Source organism: Bradyrhizobium sp. in8p8, from assembly GCF_000426845.1.
GTDB lineage: Bacteria > Pseudomonadota > Alphaproteobacteria > Rhizobiales > Xanthobacteraceae > Bradyrhizobium > Bradyrhizobium japonicum_C.
In genome coordinates this window covers 496,587-515,000 of sequence record NZ_AUGD01000001.1, presented here as the reverse complement: position 1 = coordinate 515,000, position 18,414 = coordinate 496,587, and the positions used below count along the sequence as shown (strand labels likewise).

Here is an 18,414-nt window from a genome sequence, read left to right as displayed (position 1 = left end):
TTGCGCGATGCCAAGCCGGTCAATGTTGCGCTGCGAAGGCGGCTTCCATGGCCTTGCGCGTCTTCACCGTTTCGTCGCCCGCGTCGAACTCGACATCGCTCCAGCGCAGCACCGCGCCGTGGCCGACGGCGCGTTTCAGCCTCACGCGATGCGCGAGGCCGATCGGCAGCGCGCCGGCCTTCAGGCTGGCTGCCGCCGGCACAAGCTTGCCCCAGACCGTGTAGCCCCCTTCGCCGTCCAGCATCTCGCCCGCCCGCAGCTCGCGCTTCGCCACCGCTGCGACATCGCCGCGAAAGCCGCCGGGCTGCCCGGTCGGCTCGCCCCGCAGCGCGGCCGACAGCACCGAGATGTTCAGCTCGAGACCGATCAGATGATAGGGCTTGTACATCGCCGCATAGCGGCCGCTCCCATCGGTCTTGAGGCCATATTGTCTGAAGCAATCGGCTGCATAATCGTTCGGCGCCTCCAGCACCACGTAGACGCCCCATCGGAGATCGCGAAACACCGGCCGGCCGTCGCGCTCGAGTGAGGAAACCACCTCCACCAGTCCCGGCCGCTCCAGCACGCCGCCCCGCGAACGCGGCCGCAGGATGTGCGGCAGGTCGTCGACGCCGCAGGGCGGAAACATCAGGCCGTCCGTGGGCACATCGAGGTCGCAGGCGTTGGCGATCGCGGCCATCTCGATCGCCGATTTGGTGCCGTCGAGGAAGGAGTTGAACATCTGCGGGTTCATGCCTGCCGACTGTGCCTCGCCCGCCGTCAGGCCGTAATGCTGCCAGACGCCGTCGGGCGTCACGTCGTGATAGGCCGGCAGATATTTTGTCCCCTTGCCGGCCGCGACCACGCGAAAGCCGGTGGCGCGTGCCCAATCCACCATCTCTGCCGTCAGGGCCGGCTGATCGCCATAGGCAAGCGACTAGACCACGCCCGCCTCGCGCGCTTCATCCGCGAGCAAAGGGCCCGCCAGCACGTCGGCCTCGACATTGACCATCACGATATGCTTGCCCGCCGCAATCGCGGCGCGCGCATGCCTGATGCCGGCGGCGGGATTGCCGGTCGCTTCCACCACCACGTCGATCGCGTCGCCGGCGATCGCGCGCACACCGTCATCGGTGAAGGCGGTCGCGGCGATGCGCTCTGGCTCCCAGCCGACGGTGCGGCACGCCTCGCGCGCACGGTCGCGGTCGATGTCGACGATGACAGCGACCTCCAGTCCCGGCGTGTGAGGCACCTGTGCCAGAAACATCGAGCCGAACTTGCCGGCGCCAATCAACGCAACGCGGACCGGCTTGCCGGCGGCGGCACGGGCCTGCAGGAGGCGGAAGAGGTTCATGGAGAAGAATCCGTGAGCGTTAAGGCTGCTAGGCGACGCGAACTATCAACGTTCGTCATCCCGGGGGCGCGCGAAGCGCGAGTCCGGAATCCATTTTTCCACAATCTCTGTCGCCCGATGGATTCCGGGCCCGACACTCCGCGTCGCTCCGGGATGACAGCTTACTCCGCCGCTTGTCGCGGCGCACGTGCGAGCCGCAGCAGCGCGTCGTCCGCCACCGTCTTTATCGGCGTAAAGTCGCGATGCGCAATGTAGTCCGGCCGCGTGGGGTTACGGATGTGGTTCGAGACGGCATTCAGCGTCAGATAAACGATCTTGCGCGGATAAGGCGTGATGTTGCCGCTGGACCCGTGCACGAGATTGCCGTGGAACATCAGCATGCCGCCGGGCTTGCCCGTAGGCGCGACGATCCCGCCCTGCTTGACGAGGCGCGTCACCGTATCCTCGTCAAGCGTCCACAGCGGATAGGACGTGGTGGCGAGGTCGTGCGAGGCTTCGAGATCACCGGCGTTCTGGCTGCGAGGCACCAGCATCAGCGGGCCGTTGATCGGCATCACCTCGTCGAGGAAGATCGCAATATTCATCGCCCGCGGCTCCGGCATGCCGTCGTCGCGCTTCCAGGTGCCGTAATCCTGATGCCACTGCCAGACATCGCCGGTGAAGGCCGATTTGGCGTTGATCTTGAACTGATGCATGTAGACAGGCTCGCCGAACACCTGTTCGACCGGCTCGATCATGCGCGGATGGGCGCCGAGGATGCCGAACGCTTCGTTGTAGAGATGCGCAGCAAAGGCCGTGCGTGGCGCGCCGCTCTTCTCACGCCAGACCTCCGGCCGGTTGGCGTCGTAGATGCCGACCGCCTCGCGCGCGAGCAGGTCGACCTCCTCCTGGCTGAACAATTCGGGCAGGAACAGCCAGCCCTCGCGATGGAAGAACTCCAATTGCTCCTGAGACAGTTTCATGGGTCGTCCTCCTGTAGCTTGTTTGTTGGTCTTTTCTCGTCGTGCCCGGGCTTGTCCCGGGCACCCAAGTTCTTCGAGCGTCGGGCAAAGGCGGGGATAGCCGGGTCAAGCCCGGCCATGACGGGCCGCAGCCGCGAACGGCTACGCCGCCGCCTCGTCCGCCGCCCGCAACCGCACCTCAGTCATCCGTCCCGCCGTCTGCGCATGGGCCAGCGCGGCGCGTTCGGCTCCATCCGCGTCACCCGCGAGAATGCGTCCGGCGATATCGGCATGCTCCGCCCAGGCGCTGCCGCGATAGTCGAGCTCCGACAGCACCGTCGCCATCGAGCGCCGCATATGCGGCCATTGCGGCGCGATGGTCTCCTCGATCACGGGATTTCCGGCCAGTTGGTAGATCGCGCGATGAAAATCGACGTCGAGGCCGATCAGATCGGCCAGCGTGGTGTCGCCGTCGATGCTGCGTCCTGCGGCGAGCGCCCCGTTCAGCCGCGCGCGCCCCGCAGCGTCGGTGCCCGCGCGCTCCGCGGCAAGCCGGGCCGCGAGAGCATCGATGGCACCGCGCACCTCGTAGAGCTGGCGGATGCGTGAGGGGTCGAGCTGGGTGACTTCGAAGCCGCGCTTGCCGCTCTCGGCCACGAGACCCTGCCGGTGCAACAGATGCAGCGCATGCGATACCGGCTGGCGCGAGACGCCGAGCCTGTCGGCGAGTTCGTTCTGCCTGATGCGCTGGCCGGGGCGCAGCGTGCGGTCGGAGATCGCCTCCAGGATCCGGGCGTAGACCTGGTCGATCAGATTCGGGAGCGGGTCGAGAGGGATCACGCCGGCAGCTCCGATAAAACCAAAAAGGAATACGGAATTCCGTATTCGAAGCTACGTCTCGTAAGCACGGACGTCAAGCGGTATCTCAGGGTGGCCGATAACCTCTCATCAGGTCCGCTAAGCCTCTGATTTTGCGGGGCTCGCTACTGTGCATGGGGTTGTTTCCGCGATATTGCGGGCGGCCTCAGCCCTCCAGCACCTCCACATGCAGCGCGGCGATTCGCTCCAGATCGGCCAGCGCCTCGATCCCAGCAATGCGGTCGCCCTTGAATGCCACGCGCAGCGCGACGCGCAGCTGTCCCCCAAGGATGACGGCAACACCGATCTCACCATCGACCAGCGCCGTCCGCGCGGCCTGGGCGCGACCTTTATAGAGCTGCGCCACCCGTTCGGCGCCGCGGACTTCTGCCAGCGTGCCGAGCCGCACCGCGGCCTGATCGGCGCGGAAGACGACATCCGGATCGAGCACGGCCAAAAGCCCTTCGAAATCGCCCTCACGCGATGCCTTGAGGAAGGCATCGAGGATACCGCGCCGCCGTGACAGGTCGGTCTCGGGCACCGGCGCCCCCTGCACGCGCCGCCGTGCCCGGCTCGCGAGCTGCCGCGACGCCTCGACCGAGCGGCCGACGATCGGCGCGATCTCCTCGAAGGGCACGGCGAACATGTCGTGCAGCACGAAGGCGAGCCGCTCCGCGGGCTGCAGCGTTTCCAGGACGACGAGCAGCGCCGCGCCGACGGAATCAGCCATCTCCGCCTCGCGCTCCCGCGTCTCGTCTACCGGTTCCGGCACATGCGGACCCATCGGGCTCTCGCGGCGCGATTTGCGCGCGCGCAGCATGTCGAGGCAGATGCGCGCGACCACGGTGGTCAGCCAGCCGCGCAGGTTCGCGACGTCGGACATGTCGTAGCGGCTGACCCGCAGCCAAGCCTCCTGCACGGCATCGTCGACCTCGGCGCGCGAGCCTAGCATGCGGTAGGCGACCGCGCGCAAATGGTCCCGGCTGGCCTCGAACTGTTCAGCGAGAAAAATCTGTTCGGTCATCGGTCACATTCCCTCGTCGCGATCCGTCATGCCCATGACGAAGCCAGTCCGGCCGATGTGACCGGAAACTTCGAGATTTGTGAGATGGAGACCAAAGCGATGCACGCCCGCATGAAACACCCTGTCATGGTCCTGCCCGAGGCCATGAATCTTCTTCAGTCCCTTGGCGGTCTGACCAAGCAGGGCCTGCCGGAAAAGCTTCTGGAACTGGTGCACCTGCGCGCCAGCCAGATCAATGGTTGCAGCGTCTGCGTCGACATGCATCCCAAGACCGCCCGCAAGCTGGGCGAAACCGACGAGCGCTTGTTTGCCGTGTCTGCCTGGCGCGAGGCGCCCTATTTCACCAACCCCGAGCGCGCCGCGCTGGCCCTGACCGAGGCGGTCACACGCCTCGCCGACCGCGAGGACCCGGTGCCGGACGCGATCTGGGACGAGGCCGCGAAGCATTTCGATGAACGCGAACTCGCGACGCTGATTCTCTCGATTGCGACCATCAATGTCTGGAACCGGCTGAACGCGACCATCAAGATGCCGGTCGGCGTGTGGAAGGTATGAGGTCTCACTTCTCCTCTCCCTGCATGCGGGGAGAGGAGAAAGGATCTCCTATTCCGCCAAGAACCTGCTCACCACCTCAGCGAACCCCAGCGGGTCCTGCTCGAACATCCAATGCCCGGCGTTCGGAATCACGGCCGTCTTGGCACCTGCGATGTGCGTGGCCAGCACGCGCCACAACACCGACAGGCTGCCGGTGGTGGCACCGCCGCCGATCAGCAACGTTTGCGTCCTGATCGCCTGCGCATCGCCGAGCGTGTAGGGCCGGCGCTGCTCGTTGACCTGGCCGAGGAAGGTCAGCGCGTTGTCACGCAGTTGCTGCTTCGCGGCGGCCGGCACACGCCGCCAGGAGCCATCGCCTTCGATGCCTTCATAGAAATTCTGAAGCGCACCCTCGACATCGCCGCCGCGGATCATTTCGACCGAGCGCACGGTGCGTGCAGCAAGTGAGGGGTGCGCGGGCGTGCCTTCCGGGGGCGGCAGGCTGGCATCGAGATCGCCGCCGGGCTCGGCCAGCACGAGCTTGCGCAGCAAATCCGGGCGCGTCTGCGCGACGCGGAAAGCGATGTGGCCGCCGCGCGAATGGCCCATCAGATCGACGGGGGCGGGCCGCACCTGCTCGATGAAGGCGATCGTATCAGCGACATGCTGGGCCATCTTGTAGTCGTCGCCGACGGCGTCCCAATGCTCCGGAAAGAAGTGCCGCAGGCTGACCGAGATCACGAGATGGTTCTTCGATAGCGGCCCAAGCACCGGATACCAGGTGCGGAAATCACTGAGCGTGCCGTGCACGCAAACCAGCGGCGGGCCGCTTCCCACTTCGAGATAGGCCATGTCGTAACCGTTGACACGAAAGCTCTGCATGTTCAGCTCGCCAGGAAGTCCAGCACGACGTCGGAATATTTCTGCGGCGCCTGCTCGAACATCGGATGCGTCGCGTTCGGGATGATCGCCGTCTTCGAATAGGGCACATGCGCCGCGAGCGCGTGCAGCACCTTCGGCAGCAGCCCCTTGGTCCTCGCGCCCAGGATGAACAGGGTCGGCATCTTGATCGACACCGCATCCGCCTTCGAGAACGGCGGGCGGTTGTCGCGGATCTGGCCGATCAGCGTCATGGCGTTGTCCCGCAGATTCTGCTTCACCATTGCCGGCAGCCGCGGCCAAGTGCCGGCACCCTCCAGCGTGTCGACGAAGACGGCAAGCCCGCCGTCGATATCGCCGGACGCGATCTTCTCCGCCGAGGCGGTGAAGCGGGCCAGCAGCGGCGAGGGACCGCCCACGTAATCCGGATCGAGGCTCGCATCCAGCTCGCCGCCGGGCTCGGCCAGGATCAGCCGCCGCAGCAGATCCGGCCGCTGCTGCGCCACGCGGAAGGAGATATGCCCGCCTCTTGAATGGCCCATCAGGTCGACCGGGCCGAGGTCGAGCTTTTCGATGAAAGCGATGACGTCTTGGACATGCTGGGCAATCGAATAGGTGACTCCGACGCCGTCCCAATGGTCGGGGAAGAAGTGCCGCAAGCTGACCGCGAGCACCCGGTGTCGCTGCGTCAATGGCCCGAGAACACAGCCCCAGACGCGGAAGTCGTTGAGCGAGCCGTGCACGCACACCAGAGGCGGCCGGCCTCGGTCTTCGCCCACGTCGAGATAGAACATGTCGTAACCGTTGACGTGGACGCTCTGCATTGTCGGGCCCGCGAGGGAATAGGAACTCCTGTGCAAGATCCCCGGAAACCGGGTGGATCGCAACTATTTCCAAGCCTAGATTTCGCTGGAGATGAAAGAGGGGGCCTGCACGAGAAGCAAGCCAGGACAGCCATGACCGACCACCATTTTGCCCTGTTCAACACCCGCATTGGCCTCTGCGCCATCGCTTGGGGCCCGCGCGGCATCAACGGCACGCAACTGCCGATGGGCGGCGAAGAGAAGATCCGCACCAGAATCCACCAGCGCCATGCCGAGGCGACCGAAACCGAGCCGACGGCCGAGGTGCAACAGGCCATCGGCCGCATCGTCAAGCTGCTCGCGGGCGAGCCGGATGATCTCACCGATATCCTGCTCGATCTCGACGGCGTCCCCGAGTTCAACCGCGGCGTCTATGACATCGCCCGCGCGATACCGCCCGGCAAGACCGTCACCTATGGCGACATCGCCAAGCAGCTTGGCGGCGTTCAGCTGTCGCGCGACGTCGGCCAGGCGCTCGGCCGCAACCCGTGCCCGATCGTCGTGCCATGCCATCGCGTGCTGGCGGCCGGCAACAAGCCCGGCGGCTTCTCGGCGAACGGCGGCGTGGTGACCAAGCTGAAGATGCTCGAGATCGAAGGCGCACTGGTGAACCACACGCCGAGCCTGTTCGACTGAAGTGGTCTGCACCAGCGCCGTAGGGGGATTTGCCGAAGGCGTAATCCCCCCTACCAACCCTTCTAGATCTTCGCGGCCGTCTTCGGCCAATATTTGTCGCGCAGATGCCGCTTCACCAGCTTGCCCGTCGGCGTCCGCGGCAGCTCGGCTTCGAAATCGATCGAGCGCGGGCACTTGATAGCTGAGAGGCGGGTCTTGCAATAGGCGATCAGGTCGGCCTCGAGCTCCTTGCCCGCGCGGCTCAGGTCGTGCGGTTGCACCACCGCTTTCACCTCCTCGCCCATCTCCTCGTTCGGCACGCCGAACACGGCGACGTCGGCGACGTCGGGGTGCGTGATCAGCACGTCCTCGGTCTCCTGCGGATAGATGTTCACGCCGCCCGAGATGATCATGTAGGACTTGCGATCGGTGAGATAGAGGAAGCCGTCCTTGTCGAGATAGCCGACATCGCCGAGCGTCGACCAGCCCTTGGCATTGTAGGCCTGTTTCGTCTTCTCGGGATCGTTGTGATAGGTGAACGCGGGCGCGTCGGCGAAATAGACTGTGCCGATTTCGCCGACCGGCTGCTCCTCGTCGTTTTCGTCCAGAATCTTGATCTTGCCGACTACGGCGCGGCCGACGCTGCCGCGATGCTCCAGCCATTGCTGCGAATTGCAAACGGTTACGCCGTTGCCTTCCGAGCCTGCATAATATTCGATCAGGATCGGTCCCCACCATTCGATCATCTTGGCCTTGACCTCGATGGGGCAGGGCGCGGCGGCGTGGATCGCGCCCTTCAGCGTGGAGACGTCGTACTTGGTGCGCACCTCATCCGGCAGCTTCAGCATGCGCACGAACATTGTCGGCACCAGCTGGGACTGCGTTACCTTGTATTTCTCGACCAGCCTCAGGAATTCTTCGGCATCGAAGTGCTCCATGATGATGGAGGTGCCGCCGAGCACGATTGCCATCATGTTGAAGCGCAAGGGGGCGGCGTGATAGAGCGGCGCCGGCGAGAGGTAAGTGCTGTCGGCATTCATGCCGCACATGTCGGCGCAGAGCACGCGCAGGAAGGCATTCGGTACGTCGATCCTGTTGCCCTCGAACGCCTTCTTGATGCCCTTGGGCCGGCCGGTGGTGCCGGATGAGTACAGCATATCGTAGCCGGCGACCTCGTCGGCGATGGGCGTGATCGGCTGCGCAGCCGCTTCCTTGTCGTAGGAGCGGAACCCCGGCAGCGGCTCGTCCATCATGTAGAAGATCGGCTCACCGGGAGTACTACCCCTGATCAGGCCCTTGATCTGATCGGCGCATTTCGGTGTGGTGATCACGAGCTTGGCGCCGCAATCCTTGATGATGTAGTCGATCTCGTCCTGCTTCAGATAGCGGCTGATCGCCGTGTAGTAGAGCCCGCTGCGCTGTGCCGCCCAGCAGATCTCCATGAAGGCGAGCCGGTTCTCCATCAATAGCGCGATGTGGTCACCGGCCTTGAGGCCGAGCGAGCGGAACAGATGCGCGCCCTGGTTCGAGAGCTCGTCGAGCTCGCGATAGGTGATCGCTTTGCCGGTCCCGGCCATCTGGTAGGCGATCTTGCTTGGCGTGGTCTTTGCGTAGACGGACGGATGGGTCATGGCGTTTCCTCAAAACGCGAATGGCGAGTAGCGAGGGGCGAACAGGGAAGGGCAAACCGCTCTTCGCCTACTCACCCTTCGCTACTCGCCACTCACGACTCGCTTTTGCTTTTCTTAGAGCCGCTCGACGATCGTCACGTTGGCCATACCGCCGCCTTCGCACATGGTCTGCAGGCCATAGCGCTTGCCGCGCTGATGCAGGGCATGGACCAGCGTGGTCATCAGCTTGGTGCCTGAGCCACCGAGGGGGTGGCCGAGTGCGATGGCGCCGCCGTTGACGTTAAGGCGCTCCGGATCTGCGCCGGTGGTCTTCAGCCACGCGGTCGGCACCGACGCGAAGGCTTCGTTGACCTCGAACAGGTCGATGTCGCCGATCTTCATGCCGGCCTTCTCCAGCGCGCGCTTGGTCGCGTGCAGCGGAGCGTCGAGCATGATCACGGGATCGCCGCCCGTCATCGTCATGTGATGGATGCGGGCGAGCGGCTTGACGCCGAGTTGCTTGAGACCACGTTCGTTCACCACCATCACGCCAGAGGCGCCGTCGCAGATCTGGCTGGCGCTGGCCGCGCTGAGCTTGCCATTCTCGGCGATCAGCTTGACGCCCTTGATGCCGTCGAGGCTGACGTCGAAGCGGATGCCTTCGTCGATATGGTGGGTGTCCTTGCTGCCATCGGCGCGCGTGATCTCGAGCGGCACGATTTCCTTCTTGAAGTGGCCGGCCTGGGTCGCTGCGATCGCGCGCTGATGGCTGTTGTAGGAGTATTCGTCGAGCTCATCCTTGGAGAGGCCGTACTTCTCGGCCATCATCTCCGCGCCGGTGAACTGGCTGAACACGATGTTCGGATACTTCTTCTCGATGCCCGGGCTCTTGTAATTGCCGAAGCCGTTCTTGGCCGGCAGCTGCGAGGACAGCCCCATCGGAACCCGCGTCATCGATTCCACGCCGGCGGCGATCACAACGTCCATCGCGCCCGACATCACGGCTTGCGCGGCGAAGTGCAGCGCCTGCTGTGAGGAGCCGCACTGGCGGTCGATCGATGTGCCGGGCACGCTTTCCGGCAGCTTCGAGGCCATCACGGCGTTACGCGCAACGTTGTTGGACTGCTCGCCGACCTGCATCACGCAGCCCATGATCACGTCCTCGACCAGGGCGGGATCGACCTTGGTCCGATCGACCAGCTCGTCCAGCACTTTCGCGGCGAGATCAGCCGGATGCCAGCCGGCGAGGCGGCCCCCCTTGCGCCCGCCCGCAGTGCGCGCAGCGGCGACGATGTATGCCTCGGCCATGTCGGTCTCTCCCTGAATTCTTGATGAGGTTGGTTGTCGGGACGGATTTAAGGGACGCCAGGACGTTTAGTCAATCGATCAATTAACTCTTGTGGTGAGGCGCCGCTTGGGCTTATCTGCGCCGCGCCTCCAGCGGCCAAACAGGGATTTCAGTGGCTACCAGCGTACCGAACAGGCTCCCCGCAGGGAAAAATTCCACGGCAGAGAAATTGCTGGTGGCCGCGAGCGAGCTGATGATCGAACGCTCTTCGATCGAGATCTCCCTGTCCGATATCGCGCAGAAGTCGGGCGCCAACGCCGCGCTGGTCAAGTATCACTTCGGCAACAAGGACGGTCTCCTTCTGGCGCTGCTCGCGCGGGATGCTGCGACCGAGATGTCGAACCTCGAATTTCTCCTGGCGCAACCGATCACGTCGACGGCGAAGCTGAAGCTGCACATCGCCGGCATCATCCGCGCCTATCACCGGTTTCCCTACATGAACCGGCTGATCCACTATCTGCTGCACGAGACCAGCGCGAGCTCTGCCGATGAAGTCTCGAAATTCTTCGTGGCGCCGCTGCTGGACTTCCACCGCCGCCTGCTGGCCGAGGGCGTCAGTCGAGGCGAATTCCGCCAGACCGACCCTGTGTTGTTCTACACCAGCCTGATCGGGGCCTGCGATCATCTGTTCTTCGGCCGGCATGCGATGTCCCGCGCGACCGGTGTCGGCCCGGTCACCGACGAAGTCTGCCGACAGTACATCAAGCATATGGAAACGCTGATCTGTGGCGGCATCCTCACGCAAGCCGAGGAAGCTGCCGCGGCCGGATAATCGGCCGAGCTCTTAAGAGTCTAGAGAAGAAACGCCCAAGGAAAAGGTAGAGGAAAGGTACAAGCGATGCAGTTGAAGGACGTAGCCGTTCTCATCACCGGTGGTGGTTCGGGCCTGGGTGCCGCGACCGCCCGCGCCATGGCCGCGAAAGGTGCCAAGATCGGCGTGATCGACCAGAGCAAGGAAAACGCCGAGAAGGTCGCCGCCGAGGTGAAGGGCGTTGCCCTCCACGCCGACGTCACCAGCGAGGAGCAGATCAAGGCGGCGATTGCGAAGGCGGAAGCCGCGCACGGCGTCGCGCGCGTGCTGATGAACTGCGCCGGCATCGGCGGCTCGCAGCGTATCGTCGGCCGTGACGGCGTCTACCCGCTCGAGAAGTTCGCGCGCATCATCAACGTCAATCTGATCGGCACCTTCAACTGCTTGCGGCTGTTCGCCGAGCGTCTCGTCACTGCGGAGCCCATCGGCGAGGAGCGCGGCGTCATCATCAACACCGCTTCAGTCGCCGCTTATGAAGGTCAGATCGGCCAGATCGCCTATTCGGCTTCGAAGGGTGGCGTTGTCGGCCTGACGCTGCCGGCCGCACGCGATCTCGCCAGCCAGAAGATCCGTGTCAACACCATCGCGCCCGGCCTGTTCTTCACGCCGCTGCTGATGGGATTGAACGAAGAGGCTCGCAAGAGCCTGGGTGCGCAGGTGCCGCATCCCTCGCGTCTCGGCGATGCCAACGAATACGGCATGCTCGCCGTGCACATTGTCGAGAACCCGATGCTGAACGGTGAGACCATCCGCCTCGACGGCGCGATCCGTATGGCGCCGCGGTAGGCGGCTCTCTCCTTAACCCTGCCCGGAGGGGGAGGGGCGGCGCGACGCGCCGGGGTGGGGTGATCTCTCCACTCGGGCATTGTTCGGTGCAGAGAGACCATCACCCCACCCCGGCGCTGCGCGCGATCGACCCTCCCCCTCCAGGGGGAGGGTGGCAATCCGGCTCATGACCGATGTGCGAGGCCCCCATGTCCCAACCGCTGCTGATCGAGCATGACGACGGCGTCGACCGGGTGACGCTCAATCGTCCCGAGAGTCTCAATGCGCTCGATCATGCGCTGATCGATGCGCTCAACGACTATTTCCAGGGCCTGCAGCGCAATCGCGACACGCGTGTCGTCGTGCTAAAGGGCGCCGGCAAAAACTTCTGCGCCGGTCTCGATCTCAAGGCGGCGATGGCGCGCCGCGCCGGGCAGCAGGAACCGCCTGGTGTGACGGAGTCGCTGGACTCACAAAGGCGTATCGCCGATATCGTGATGCTGATGCGGCGCTGCCCGCAGCCAATCATCTCGCTGGTGCAGGGCGCGGCAGCCGGCGGCGGGTTTGCACTGGCGCTCGCCTCAGACATCCGTATCGCGACGAAATCGGCGCGGATGAACTGCGCCTTCATCAAGCTCGGCCTCGGCGGCTGCGACATCGGCACCAGCTACTTTCTGCCGCGGCTCGTTGGCGTCTCCGTCGCATCGGAGCTGATACTGACGGGACACTTCATCGGTGCCGAGCGCGCGATGGCGGTCGGTCTCGTCTCGGAGGTCGTGGACGAGGACAAGCTCGATGCGGCGGCCGAGCCCTACGTCGAGGCGATGACGACGGCGTCGCCCGTGGGCCTGCGCCTGTCCAAGGAATGTCTCAACATGAGTGTCGATGCCGGATCGCTGGAAGCGGCGATCGCGATGGAGGACCGCAACCAGGTCCTGTGCAGCCGCTCGGAAGAGTTTTCGGAAGGAATCAGGGCCTTCCTTGAGAAGCGAAAGCCTGTCTATATCAAGCGCTGAACGGCGAAGATCCGCAAAGGACGAGTAATTCCGGGAGACGCAAAATGAGTGGAAGCGCGGCGGCGGTGATGACGAAGCCCGCCTTTCGCAAGGTCGAATGGCTCAAGCGCGACATCGATGTCGAGCGCCGCGCCGACGGCACGGTGGTGCTGAAGTCGCGCATTCCTCTTCAGGTCTACGAGGAGCATATTCCGGCGTCGCTAGCGAAATGGGCGCGGGAAGCGCCTGAGCGCATCTGGCTGGCGCAGCGCGGCGGTCCAAACCGCGAATGGCGCAAGGTGTCTTACGGCGATGCCAAGCGCATCGTCGATGCGCTGACGCAAGCGCTGCTGGACCTCAAGCTCGAGGGACGGCCCGTCACGATCCTCTCCGGCAACTCCATCGAGCATGCGCTGATGACGCAGGCGGCGATGCAGGCGCGCTCGCCCGCGGCTCCGGTGTCGCCGGCCTATTCCCTGATGAGCCACGATCACCTCAAGCTGAAGTACCTGTTCGACCTGATCAAGCCAGCCGTGGTAATGGTCCAGGACGGCCCGACCTTCGAGAAGGCGCTGAAGGCCCTCGACCTCAGCGGCGTCACCGTCGTTCATGTCGCGCGGCCCTGCGATGGCATCAAGAGCGTCAGCTTTGCCGAGCTTGCCGCGACGCCTGTCACCGCCGATGTCGAGGCCTCGATTGCGCAGATCACGCCGCGGACCGTCGGCAAGCTGCTGTTCACGTCGGGCTCCACGGGCATGCCCAAGGCGGTCATCAACACGCAGGAGATGATGTGCGCCAACGCGGCAATGATGATGCAGGTGCGGCCGCGCGATCCCAGCGGCCCGATCCCGACCATGCTGGACTGGATGCCGTGGAATCACACTATGGGCGGCAACGCGGCTTTCCACCCGATCCTGGTCGATGGCGGCACGCTCTATATCGATGATGGCCGGCCGATGCCGGGCCAGTTCGAGGAAACGCTGCGCAACCTCCGTGAGATCTCGCCGACCTATTACGCCAACGTGCCCGCCGGCTACGCCGCGCTTGCGGCGGCGATGGAGAAGGACGACGCGCTATGTCGCTCTTTCTTCAAGAACCTGTCGATCATGGCCTATGGCGGCGCGCGGTTGCCTGATGATCTCTACGATCGGATGCAGGCGCTGGCGGTGAAGACCACCGGCGAGCGCATCGTGTTCTACACCGGCTGGGGTTCGACCGAGACCGCGCCGACCTCGACCGGCACCTATTGGGACACCGAGCGCGTCGGCCTGATCGGCCTGCCGTTTCCGGGCGTCGAGTTGAAGATGGTGCCGTGCGGCTCGAAATACGAGCTGCGCCTGCGCGGCGTCAACGTCACGCCCGGCTATTTCGGCCAGCCGGAGCTGACCAAGAAGATGTTCGACGACGAAGGCTTCTACTGCATCGGTGACGCCGGGATCTTCGTCGACGATTCCAATCCGGTGCAGGGCATCATCTTCGCCGGCCGTGTCGTGGAAGACTTCAAGCTCACCACCGGCACGTTCGTGCATGTCGGCTCGCTCCGCACCGACGCGATCGCGGCTGCGTCTCCTGTCGTGCACGACGCGCTGGTCGCAGGCCAGGATCGTGCCTTTATCGGCCTGCTGGCCTGGCCGAACCTGCATGCCTGCCGGCAGCTCGTCGGCAACGCCGATCTGAGCTTTGCGGAGGCGGTGCAGCATCCTGAGGTGATCGCCTGCTTCCGCCGTGGGCTGGAAGCGCACAACAGAGAATGCGAAGGCGCCAGCAGCCGCATCATCGCGCGCGCGATGCTGATGGTCGAGCCGCCCTCGATCGACGGCAATGAGCTCACCGACAAGGGGTACATCAACCAGCGCGCCGGCTTGGAGCGCCGCGCTGCGCTGGTGGAGCGGCTCTACGCGGATCAGCCGGATCAGGATGTGATTGTGCTGAAATGAGTGCGCAACTCCCTCCACGTCATTCCGGGCTCGCGCTCCGCGAGCCCCGCAATGACGGCACCGATGAATGACAAGGAATAGACAAGGATAGCCCGCCATGAACTTCGATTTCTCCGACGACCAGAAGCAGCTCCGCGACCAGGCACGCAAGTTCCTCACCGAGAAGTGTTCGTCCAAGGCGGTGCGTGTCGTGCTCGACGGCAAGGCGCCGTATGACAAGGAGCTGTGGAAAGGCCTCGCCGAGATGGGTTTCCTTGGCGTCGCAATTCCGGAAGAGTTCGGCGGCGCGGGCGCCGGCCATCTCGAGCTCTGCGTGATTGCGGAGGAAATGGGACGGGCCAACGCGCCGGTGCCGTTCTCCTCGACCGTGTATCTCGCCGCCGAGGCGCTGCTGATCGCCGGCAGCGACGCGCAGAAGAAGAAATGGTTGCCCGCCATTGCTTCCGGCGAAGCGATCGGCACTCTGGCGCTGTTCGAGGGCAAGGGCAATCCGTCGCCGAAGAACGTCAAGCTCACGGCTGCGAACGGCGTGCTCAACGGCGTCAAGAGGCCGGTCGCCGATGGTGCTGTCGCCGATTTCGCGGTGGTTGCCGCGCGCACGGCATCGAGCGGGCGTGACAACGACATCTCGTTGTTCCTGATTGACCTCAAGGCCGGCGGGGTCGAAGTGAAGAGCCTCACCAATCTCGATCCGACCCGCGGGCAGGCCGAGATGACCTTCAAGGACTGCAAGGCGGAGCCGCTCGGCGCGGTCGGCGAAGGCTGGAGCATCCTCACCCAGGTGCTCGACCGTGCTGCGGTGCTGTGCGCGTTCGAGCAGGTCGGCGGTGCTGATCGCGCGCTGGAGATGGGACGGGACTACGCGCTCGACCGCATCGCCTTTGGCCGGCAGATCGGCTCGTTTCAGGCGGTCAAGCACATGCTCGCCGACATGTATGTCTCGGCGACGCTGGCACGCTCCAACAGCTATTACGGTGCCTGGGCGCTCTCGACCAATGCGGCCGAGCTGCCGGAAGCCGCAGCCGCTGCGCGCATCAGCGCGACGCAGGCGTTCCAGCATTGCGCCAAGAACAACATCCAGGTTCACGGCGGCATGGGTTTCACCTGGGAGTTCGACTGCCACATGTACTATCGCCGCGCCAATGCGATGGCGCTTGGGCTGGGTAGCTTGTCCTACTGGGAGGATCAGCTGATCGACCGCATGCGGAAGAAGAACGCGGCGTAATGTCATTCCGGGGCGGCGCGATGGCGTCGGACCCGGATCTCGAGACGAGTCGGTAACCTCCGGATTTCGGGTTCGATGCTCCGCATCGCCCTGGAATGACGGAAGAGAGAATAAAACCATGAACTTCGACGACACTCCGCAGGAAGCCGAATTCCGCGCCACCGCCCGCGCGTGGATCGCCGCGAATGCGCCCAAGCAATATGAGGAGGAGCTGCGCAAATCCTCGCTCGGCCGCACGCAACTGAAGAGCGCCAACATTCTGGAGGTCGCAAAGGCCTGGCAGAAGAAGAAGGCCGATGCAGGTTGGGCGTGTCTGCACTGGCCGAAGGAATATGGCGGCCGTGGCTCGTCGCCCATCGAGCGCGTGATCTGGCAGCAGGAGGAGGGCCCGTTCGGCAAGCTCTCGCAGATGTTCATCATCGGCCACGGCATGTGCGGGCCGACCATGATGGCGTTCGCGCGGGAGGAGCATAAGCGCACCTATCTGCCGCCGCTCGCGTCCGGCGAGAAGGTCTGGTGCCAGCTCTTCTCCGAGCCTGCCGGCGGCTCGGACGTTGCCGGCCTGCGCACGCGTGCCGAGAAGGACGGCGACGACTGGGTCATCAATGGCCAGAAGATCTGGACCTCAGGCGCGCATTATTCCGACTACGGCATCCTGTTGACGCGCACAGATCCGACCGTGCCCAAGCACAAGGGTCTCACCATGTTCTTCCTCGACATGAAGAGTCCGGGCGTCGAGGTCAGGCCGATCAAGCAGGCGAGTGGCGCCTCCGACTTCAACGAGGTCTACTTCACCAATGTCCGCATTCCCGATCACCAGCGACTCGGCGAGGTCGGTGACGGCTGGAACGTTTCGCTGACCACGCTGATGAACGAGCGCATGTCGATCGGCGCCGGTGTTGCGACCGGCTTTCCGGAGCTGTTCGAGTACTGCTCGAGCCTGATGCTCGATGACGGCCCGGCGATCGAGGATCGCGCGGTGCGCTCGAAATTGGCGAACTGGGCGGTGAAGGCGAGCGGCCTGCGCTATACCAGCATGCGCGCGATCTCGGCGCTGTCGAAGGGCGAGCGCCCGGGACCTGAAAATTCGATCGGCAAGCTGGTGGCGGGCTCGATGATCCAGGATGTGGCGACATACGCATTGGATTTGCAGGGCGCGGCGGGCGTTGTCAGCGGCCCCGAAGACGCCGAAGTGGCCGGCCGTTTCCAGGCCATGCTGCTGCGCGCGCCAGGCACCCGCGTCGAAGGCGGTACCGACGAGATCATGCGCAACATCATCGCCGAGCGGGTACTGGGCTTGCCCGGCGATATCCGGGTCGACAAGGACGTGCCGTTCAACAAGATCCCGACGAAGGGAAGAGGGTAGAGGTCCGCCATGAATTTCGATGACACCCCGCAGGAAGCCGCATTCCGCGAGACCGCGCGCAAATGGATCGAGGCCAATGCGCCGAAGGAGCTCCATGCCGAGCTGTCGAAATCCTCGCTCGGCCGCATCCGCCTGGCCAATCACGACATCGTCGATGTCGGCAGGGCCTGGCAGAAGAAGAAGTTCGAGGGCAATTGGGCCTGTCTGCACTGGCCCAGGGAGTATGGCGGCCGGGGTGCGACGCCGATCGAGAAGGTGATCTGGCAGCAGGAGGAGGGCGTCTACGGCAAGCTGACGCAACCATTTCAGATCGGCGAGGGCATGTGCGGGCCGACCGTGATGGCGTTCGGCAGCGAGGACGCCAAGCGGCGGTACTTGCCCAAGCTCGCCTCTGGTGAGGAGATCTGGTGCCAGCTGTTCTCCGAACCGTCCGCCGGCTCCGACGTCGCGGGTCTGCGCACCCGCGCGGAGAAGAAGGGCGACAACTGGATCGTCAACGGCCAGAAGATCTGGACCTCGGGTGCGCATTATTCCGACTATGGCCTTTTGATCGCGCGCACCGATCCGAACGTGCCCAAGCACAAGGGCCTCACCATGTTCTTCCTGGACATGAAGAGCCCCGGCGTCGAGGTGCGACCGATCAAGCAGGCCAACGGCATGCAGGAGTTCAACGAGGTCTACTTCACAGATGTCGTGATCCCTGACAGCCAGCGGCTCGGCGCCGTCGGCGAGGGCTGGAACGTCTCGCTGACCACGCTGATGAACGAGCGCATGTCGATCGGCGCGCGGCTCGCGACCGGTGTCCCCGAGATGTTCGAGTTCTGCTCCAACCTGATGCTCGAGGACGGGCTTGCCATCGACGATCCCGCCGTGCGCTCCAAACTCGCGACCTGGGCGGCGAAGTCGAATGGGCTTAAATACACCAGCTACCGCACGATCTCGGCGCTGTCGAAGGGCGAGCGGCCCGGCCCGGAGAATTCGATCGGCAAGCTGGTCTCCGGCATGATGCTCCAGGACATCGCGACCTATGCCATGGACCTCCAGGGCGCGGCCGGTGTTCTCACCGGCAATGACGAGGAGACTGTGCAGGGCCAGTTCCAGCAGATGCTGCTGTCCGCGCCCTCGATGCGCATCGCCGGCGGCACGGACGAGATCCTGCGCAACATCATCGCCGAGCGCGTGCTGGGCCTGCCCGGCGACATCCGCGTCGACAAGGACGTGCCGTACAACAAGATCCCGACCAAAGGGCGGTGATCTCTCTTTTGTCCCGGATGCGGTGCGGCGCGAAGTGCTGCTCCGCTGAGCGGGGA

At 64.6% G+C, this 18,414-nt stretch carries 16 protein-coding genes and 1 pseudogene; 9 read left to right on the top strand and 8 right to left on the bottom strand.

The annotated features are described in order from the left end of the window. Positions 1 to 19 precede the first annotated feature (19 nt). From K408_RS37525 to K408_RS0102420, 4 genes and pseudogenes are all read right to left on the bottom strand, one after another. A pseudogene (locus tag K408_RS37525) lies at positions 20 to 1,333 on the bottom strand (NAD(P)H-dependent oxidoreductase). 161 nt (positions 1,334 to 1,494) lie between these two features. Next, positions 1,495 to 2,295 carry a phytanoyl-CoA dioxygenase family protein gene (locus tag K408_RS0102430; RefSeq protein ID WP_024337308.1) on the bottom strand — a complete coding sequence of 267 codons (801 nt, stop codon included), beginning with the start codon at positions 2,293 to 2,295 and terminating at the stop codon, positions 1,495 to 1,497. Between the two features lie 141 nt (positions 2,296 to 2,436). Then, positions 2,437 to 3,114, bottom strand: a complete 678-nt coding sequence (locus K408_RS0102425) for a GntR family transcriptional regulator (protein ID WP_024337309.1) — start codon at positions 3,112 to 3,114, stop codon at positions 2,437 to 2,439. Between the two features lie 184 nt (positions 3,115 to 3,298). Then, positions 3,299 to 4,156 carry a sigma-70 family RNA polymerase sigma factor gene (locus tag K408_RS0102420; protein ID WP_024337310.1) on the bottom strand — a complete coding sequence of 286 codons (858 nt, stop codon included), beginning with the start codon at positions 4,154 to 4,156 and terminating at the stop codon, positions 3,299 to 3,301. 99 nt (positions 4,157 to 4,255) lie between these two features. On the opposite strand from K408_RS0102420, the gene K408_RS0102415 reads away from it, so the two are divergent. After that, positions 4,256 to 4,711, top strand: a complete 456-nt coding sequence (locus K408_RS0102415; protein ID WP_024337311.1) for a carboxymuconolactone decarboxylase family protein — start codon at positions 4,256 to 4,258, stop codon at positions 4,709 to 4,711. Between the two features lie 48 nt (positions 4,712 to 4,759). Here K408_RS0102415 and K408_RS0102410 read toward each other — a convergent pair whose 3' ends face one another. Continuing rightward, complete coding sequence (locus K408_RS0102410) at positions 4,760 to 5,572, bottom strand: alpha/beta fold hydrolase (RefSeq protein WP_024337312.1); 813 nt, start codon at positions 5,570 to 5,572, stop codon at positions 4,760 to 4,762. A 2-nt stretch (positions 5,573 to 5,574) separates the two neighbouring features. Continuing rightward, the gene (locus K408_RS0102405; RefSeq protein ID WP_024337313.1) at positions 5,575 to 6,393 is read right to left on the bottom strand and encodes an alpha/beta fold hydrolase; all 819 of its coding nucleotides are present in this window, start codon (positions 6,391 to 6,393) and stop codon (positions 5,575 to 5,577) included. 132 nt (positions 6,394 to 6,525) lie between these two features. Here K408_RS0102405 and K408_RS0102400 point away from each other — a divergent pair, with 132 nt between their 5' ends. Then, positions 6,526 to 7,068, top strand: coding sequence for a methylated-DNA--[protein]-cysteine S-methyltransferase (locus tag K408_RS0102400; RefSeq protein ID WP_024337314.1), 543 nt, complete (start codon positions 6,526 to 6,528; stop codon positions 7,066 to 7,068). 62 nt (positions 7,069 to 7,130) lie between these two features. Here K408_RS0102400 and K408_RS0102395 read toward each other — a convergent pair whose 3' ends face one another. Continuing rightward, positions 7,131 to 8,678, bottom strand: a complete 1,548-nt coding sequence (locus tag K408_RS0102395; protein WP_024337315.1) for an acyl-CoA synthetase — start codon at positions 8,676 to 8,678, stop codon at positions 7,131 to 7,133. A gap of 114 nt (positions 8,679 to 8,792) precedes the next feature. Continuing rightward, positions 8,793 to 9,965: an acetyl-CoA C-acetyltransferase gene (locus tag K408_RS0102390; protein ID WP_024337316.1), complete on the bottom strand. Its 1,173-nt coding sequence runs from the start codon at positions 9,963 to 9,965 to the stop codon at positions 8,793 to 8,795. A 233-nt stretch (positions 9,966 to 10,198) separates the two neighbouring features. On the opposite strand from K408_RS0102390, the gene K408_RS0102385 reads away from it, so the two are divergent. The 7 genes from K408_RS0102385 (at position 10,199) to K408_RS0102355 (ending at position 18,358) form a co-directional block, all read left to right on the top strand. Further along, the gene (locus K408_RS0102385) at positions 10,199 to 10,777 is read left to right on the top strand and encodes a TetR family transcriptional regulator (RefSeq protein ID WP_230646534.1); all 579 of its coding nucleotides are present in this window, start codon (positions 10,199 to 10,201) and stop codon (positions 10,775 to 10,777) included. 66 nt (positions 10,778 to 10,843) lie between these two features. Continuing rightward, positions 10,844 to 11,602: an SDR family NAD(P)-dependent oxidoreductase gene (locus tag K408_RS0102380; RefSeq protein ID WP_024337318.1), complete on the top strand. Its 759-nt coding sequence runs from the start codon at positions 10,844 to 10,846 to the stop codon at positions 11,600 to 11,602. 188 nt (positions 11,603 to 11,790) lie between these two features. Beyond that, complete coding sequence (locus tag K408_RS0102375) at positions 11,791 to 12,597, top strand: enoyl-CoA hydratase/isomerase family protein (RefSeq protein ID WP_024337319.1); 807 nt, start codon at positions 11,791 to 11,793, stop codon at positions 12,595 to 12,597. A gap of 44 nt (positions 12,598 to 12,641) precedes the next feature. Next, positions 12,642 to 14,513: an AMP-binding protein gene (locus K408_RS0102370; protein WP_024337320.1), complete on the top strand. Its 1,872-nt coding sequence runs from the start codon at positions 12,642 to 12,644 to the stop codon at positions 14,511 to 14,513. A gap of 97 nt (positions 14,514 to 14,610) precedes the next feature. Then, on the top strand, positions 14,611 to 15,738 hold the full coding sequence (locus K408_RS0102365) for an acyl-CoA dehydrogenase family protein (RefSeq protein WP_024337321.1): 1,128 nt from the start codon (positions 14,611 to 14,613) through the stop codon (positions 15,736 to 15,738). Between the two features lie 118 nt (positions 15,739 to 15,856). After that, on the top strand, positions 15,857 to 17,104 hold the full coding sequence (locus tag K408_RS0102360; RefSeq protein ID WP_024337322.1) for an acyl-CoA dehydrogenase: 1,248 nt from the start codon (positions 15,857 to 15,859) through the stop codon (positions 17,102 to 17,104). A 9-nt stretch (positions 17,105 to 17,113) separates the two neighbouring features. Continuing rightward, the gene (locus tag K408_RS0102355; RefSeq protein WP_024337323.1) at positions 17,114 to 18,358 is read left to right on the top strand and encodes an acyl-CoA dehydrogenase; all 1,245 of its coding nucleotides are present in this window, start codon (positions 17,114 to 17,116) and stop codon (positions 18,356 to 18,358) included. Positions 18,359 to 18,414: the final 56 nt, after the last annotated feature.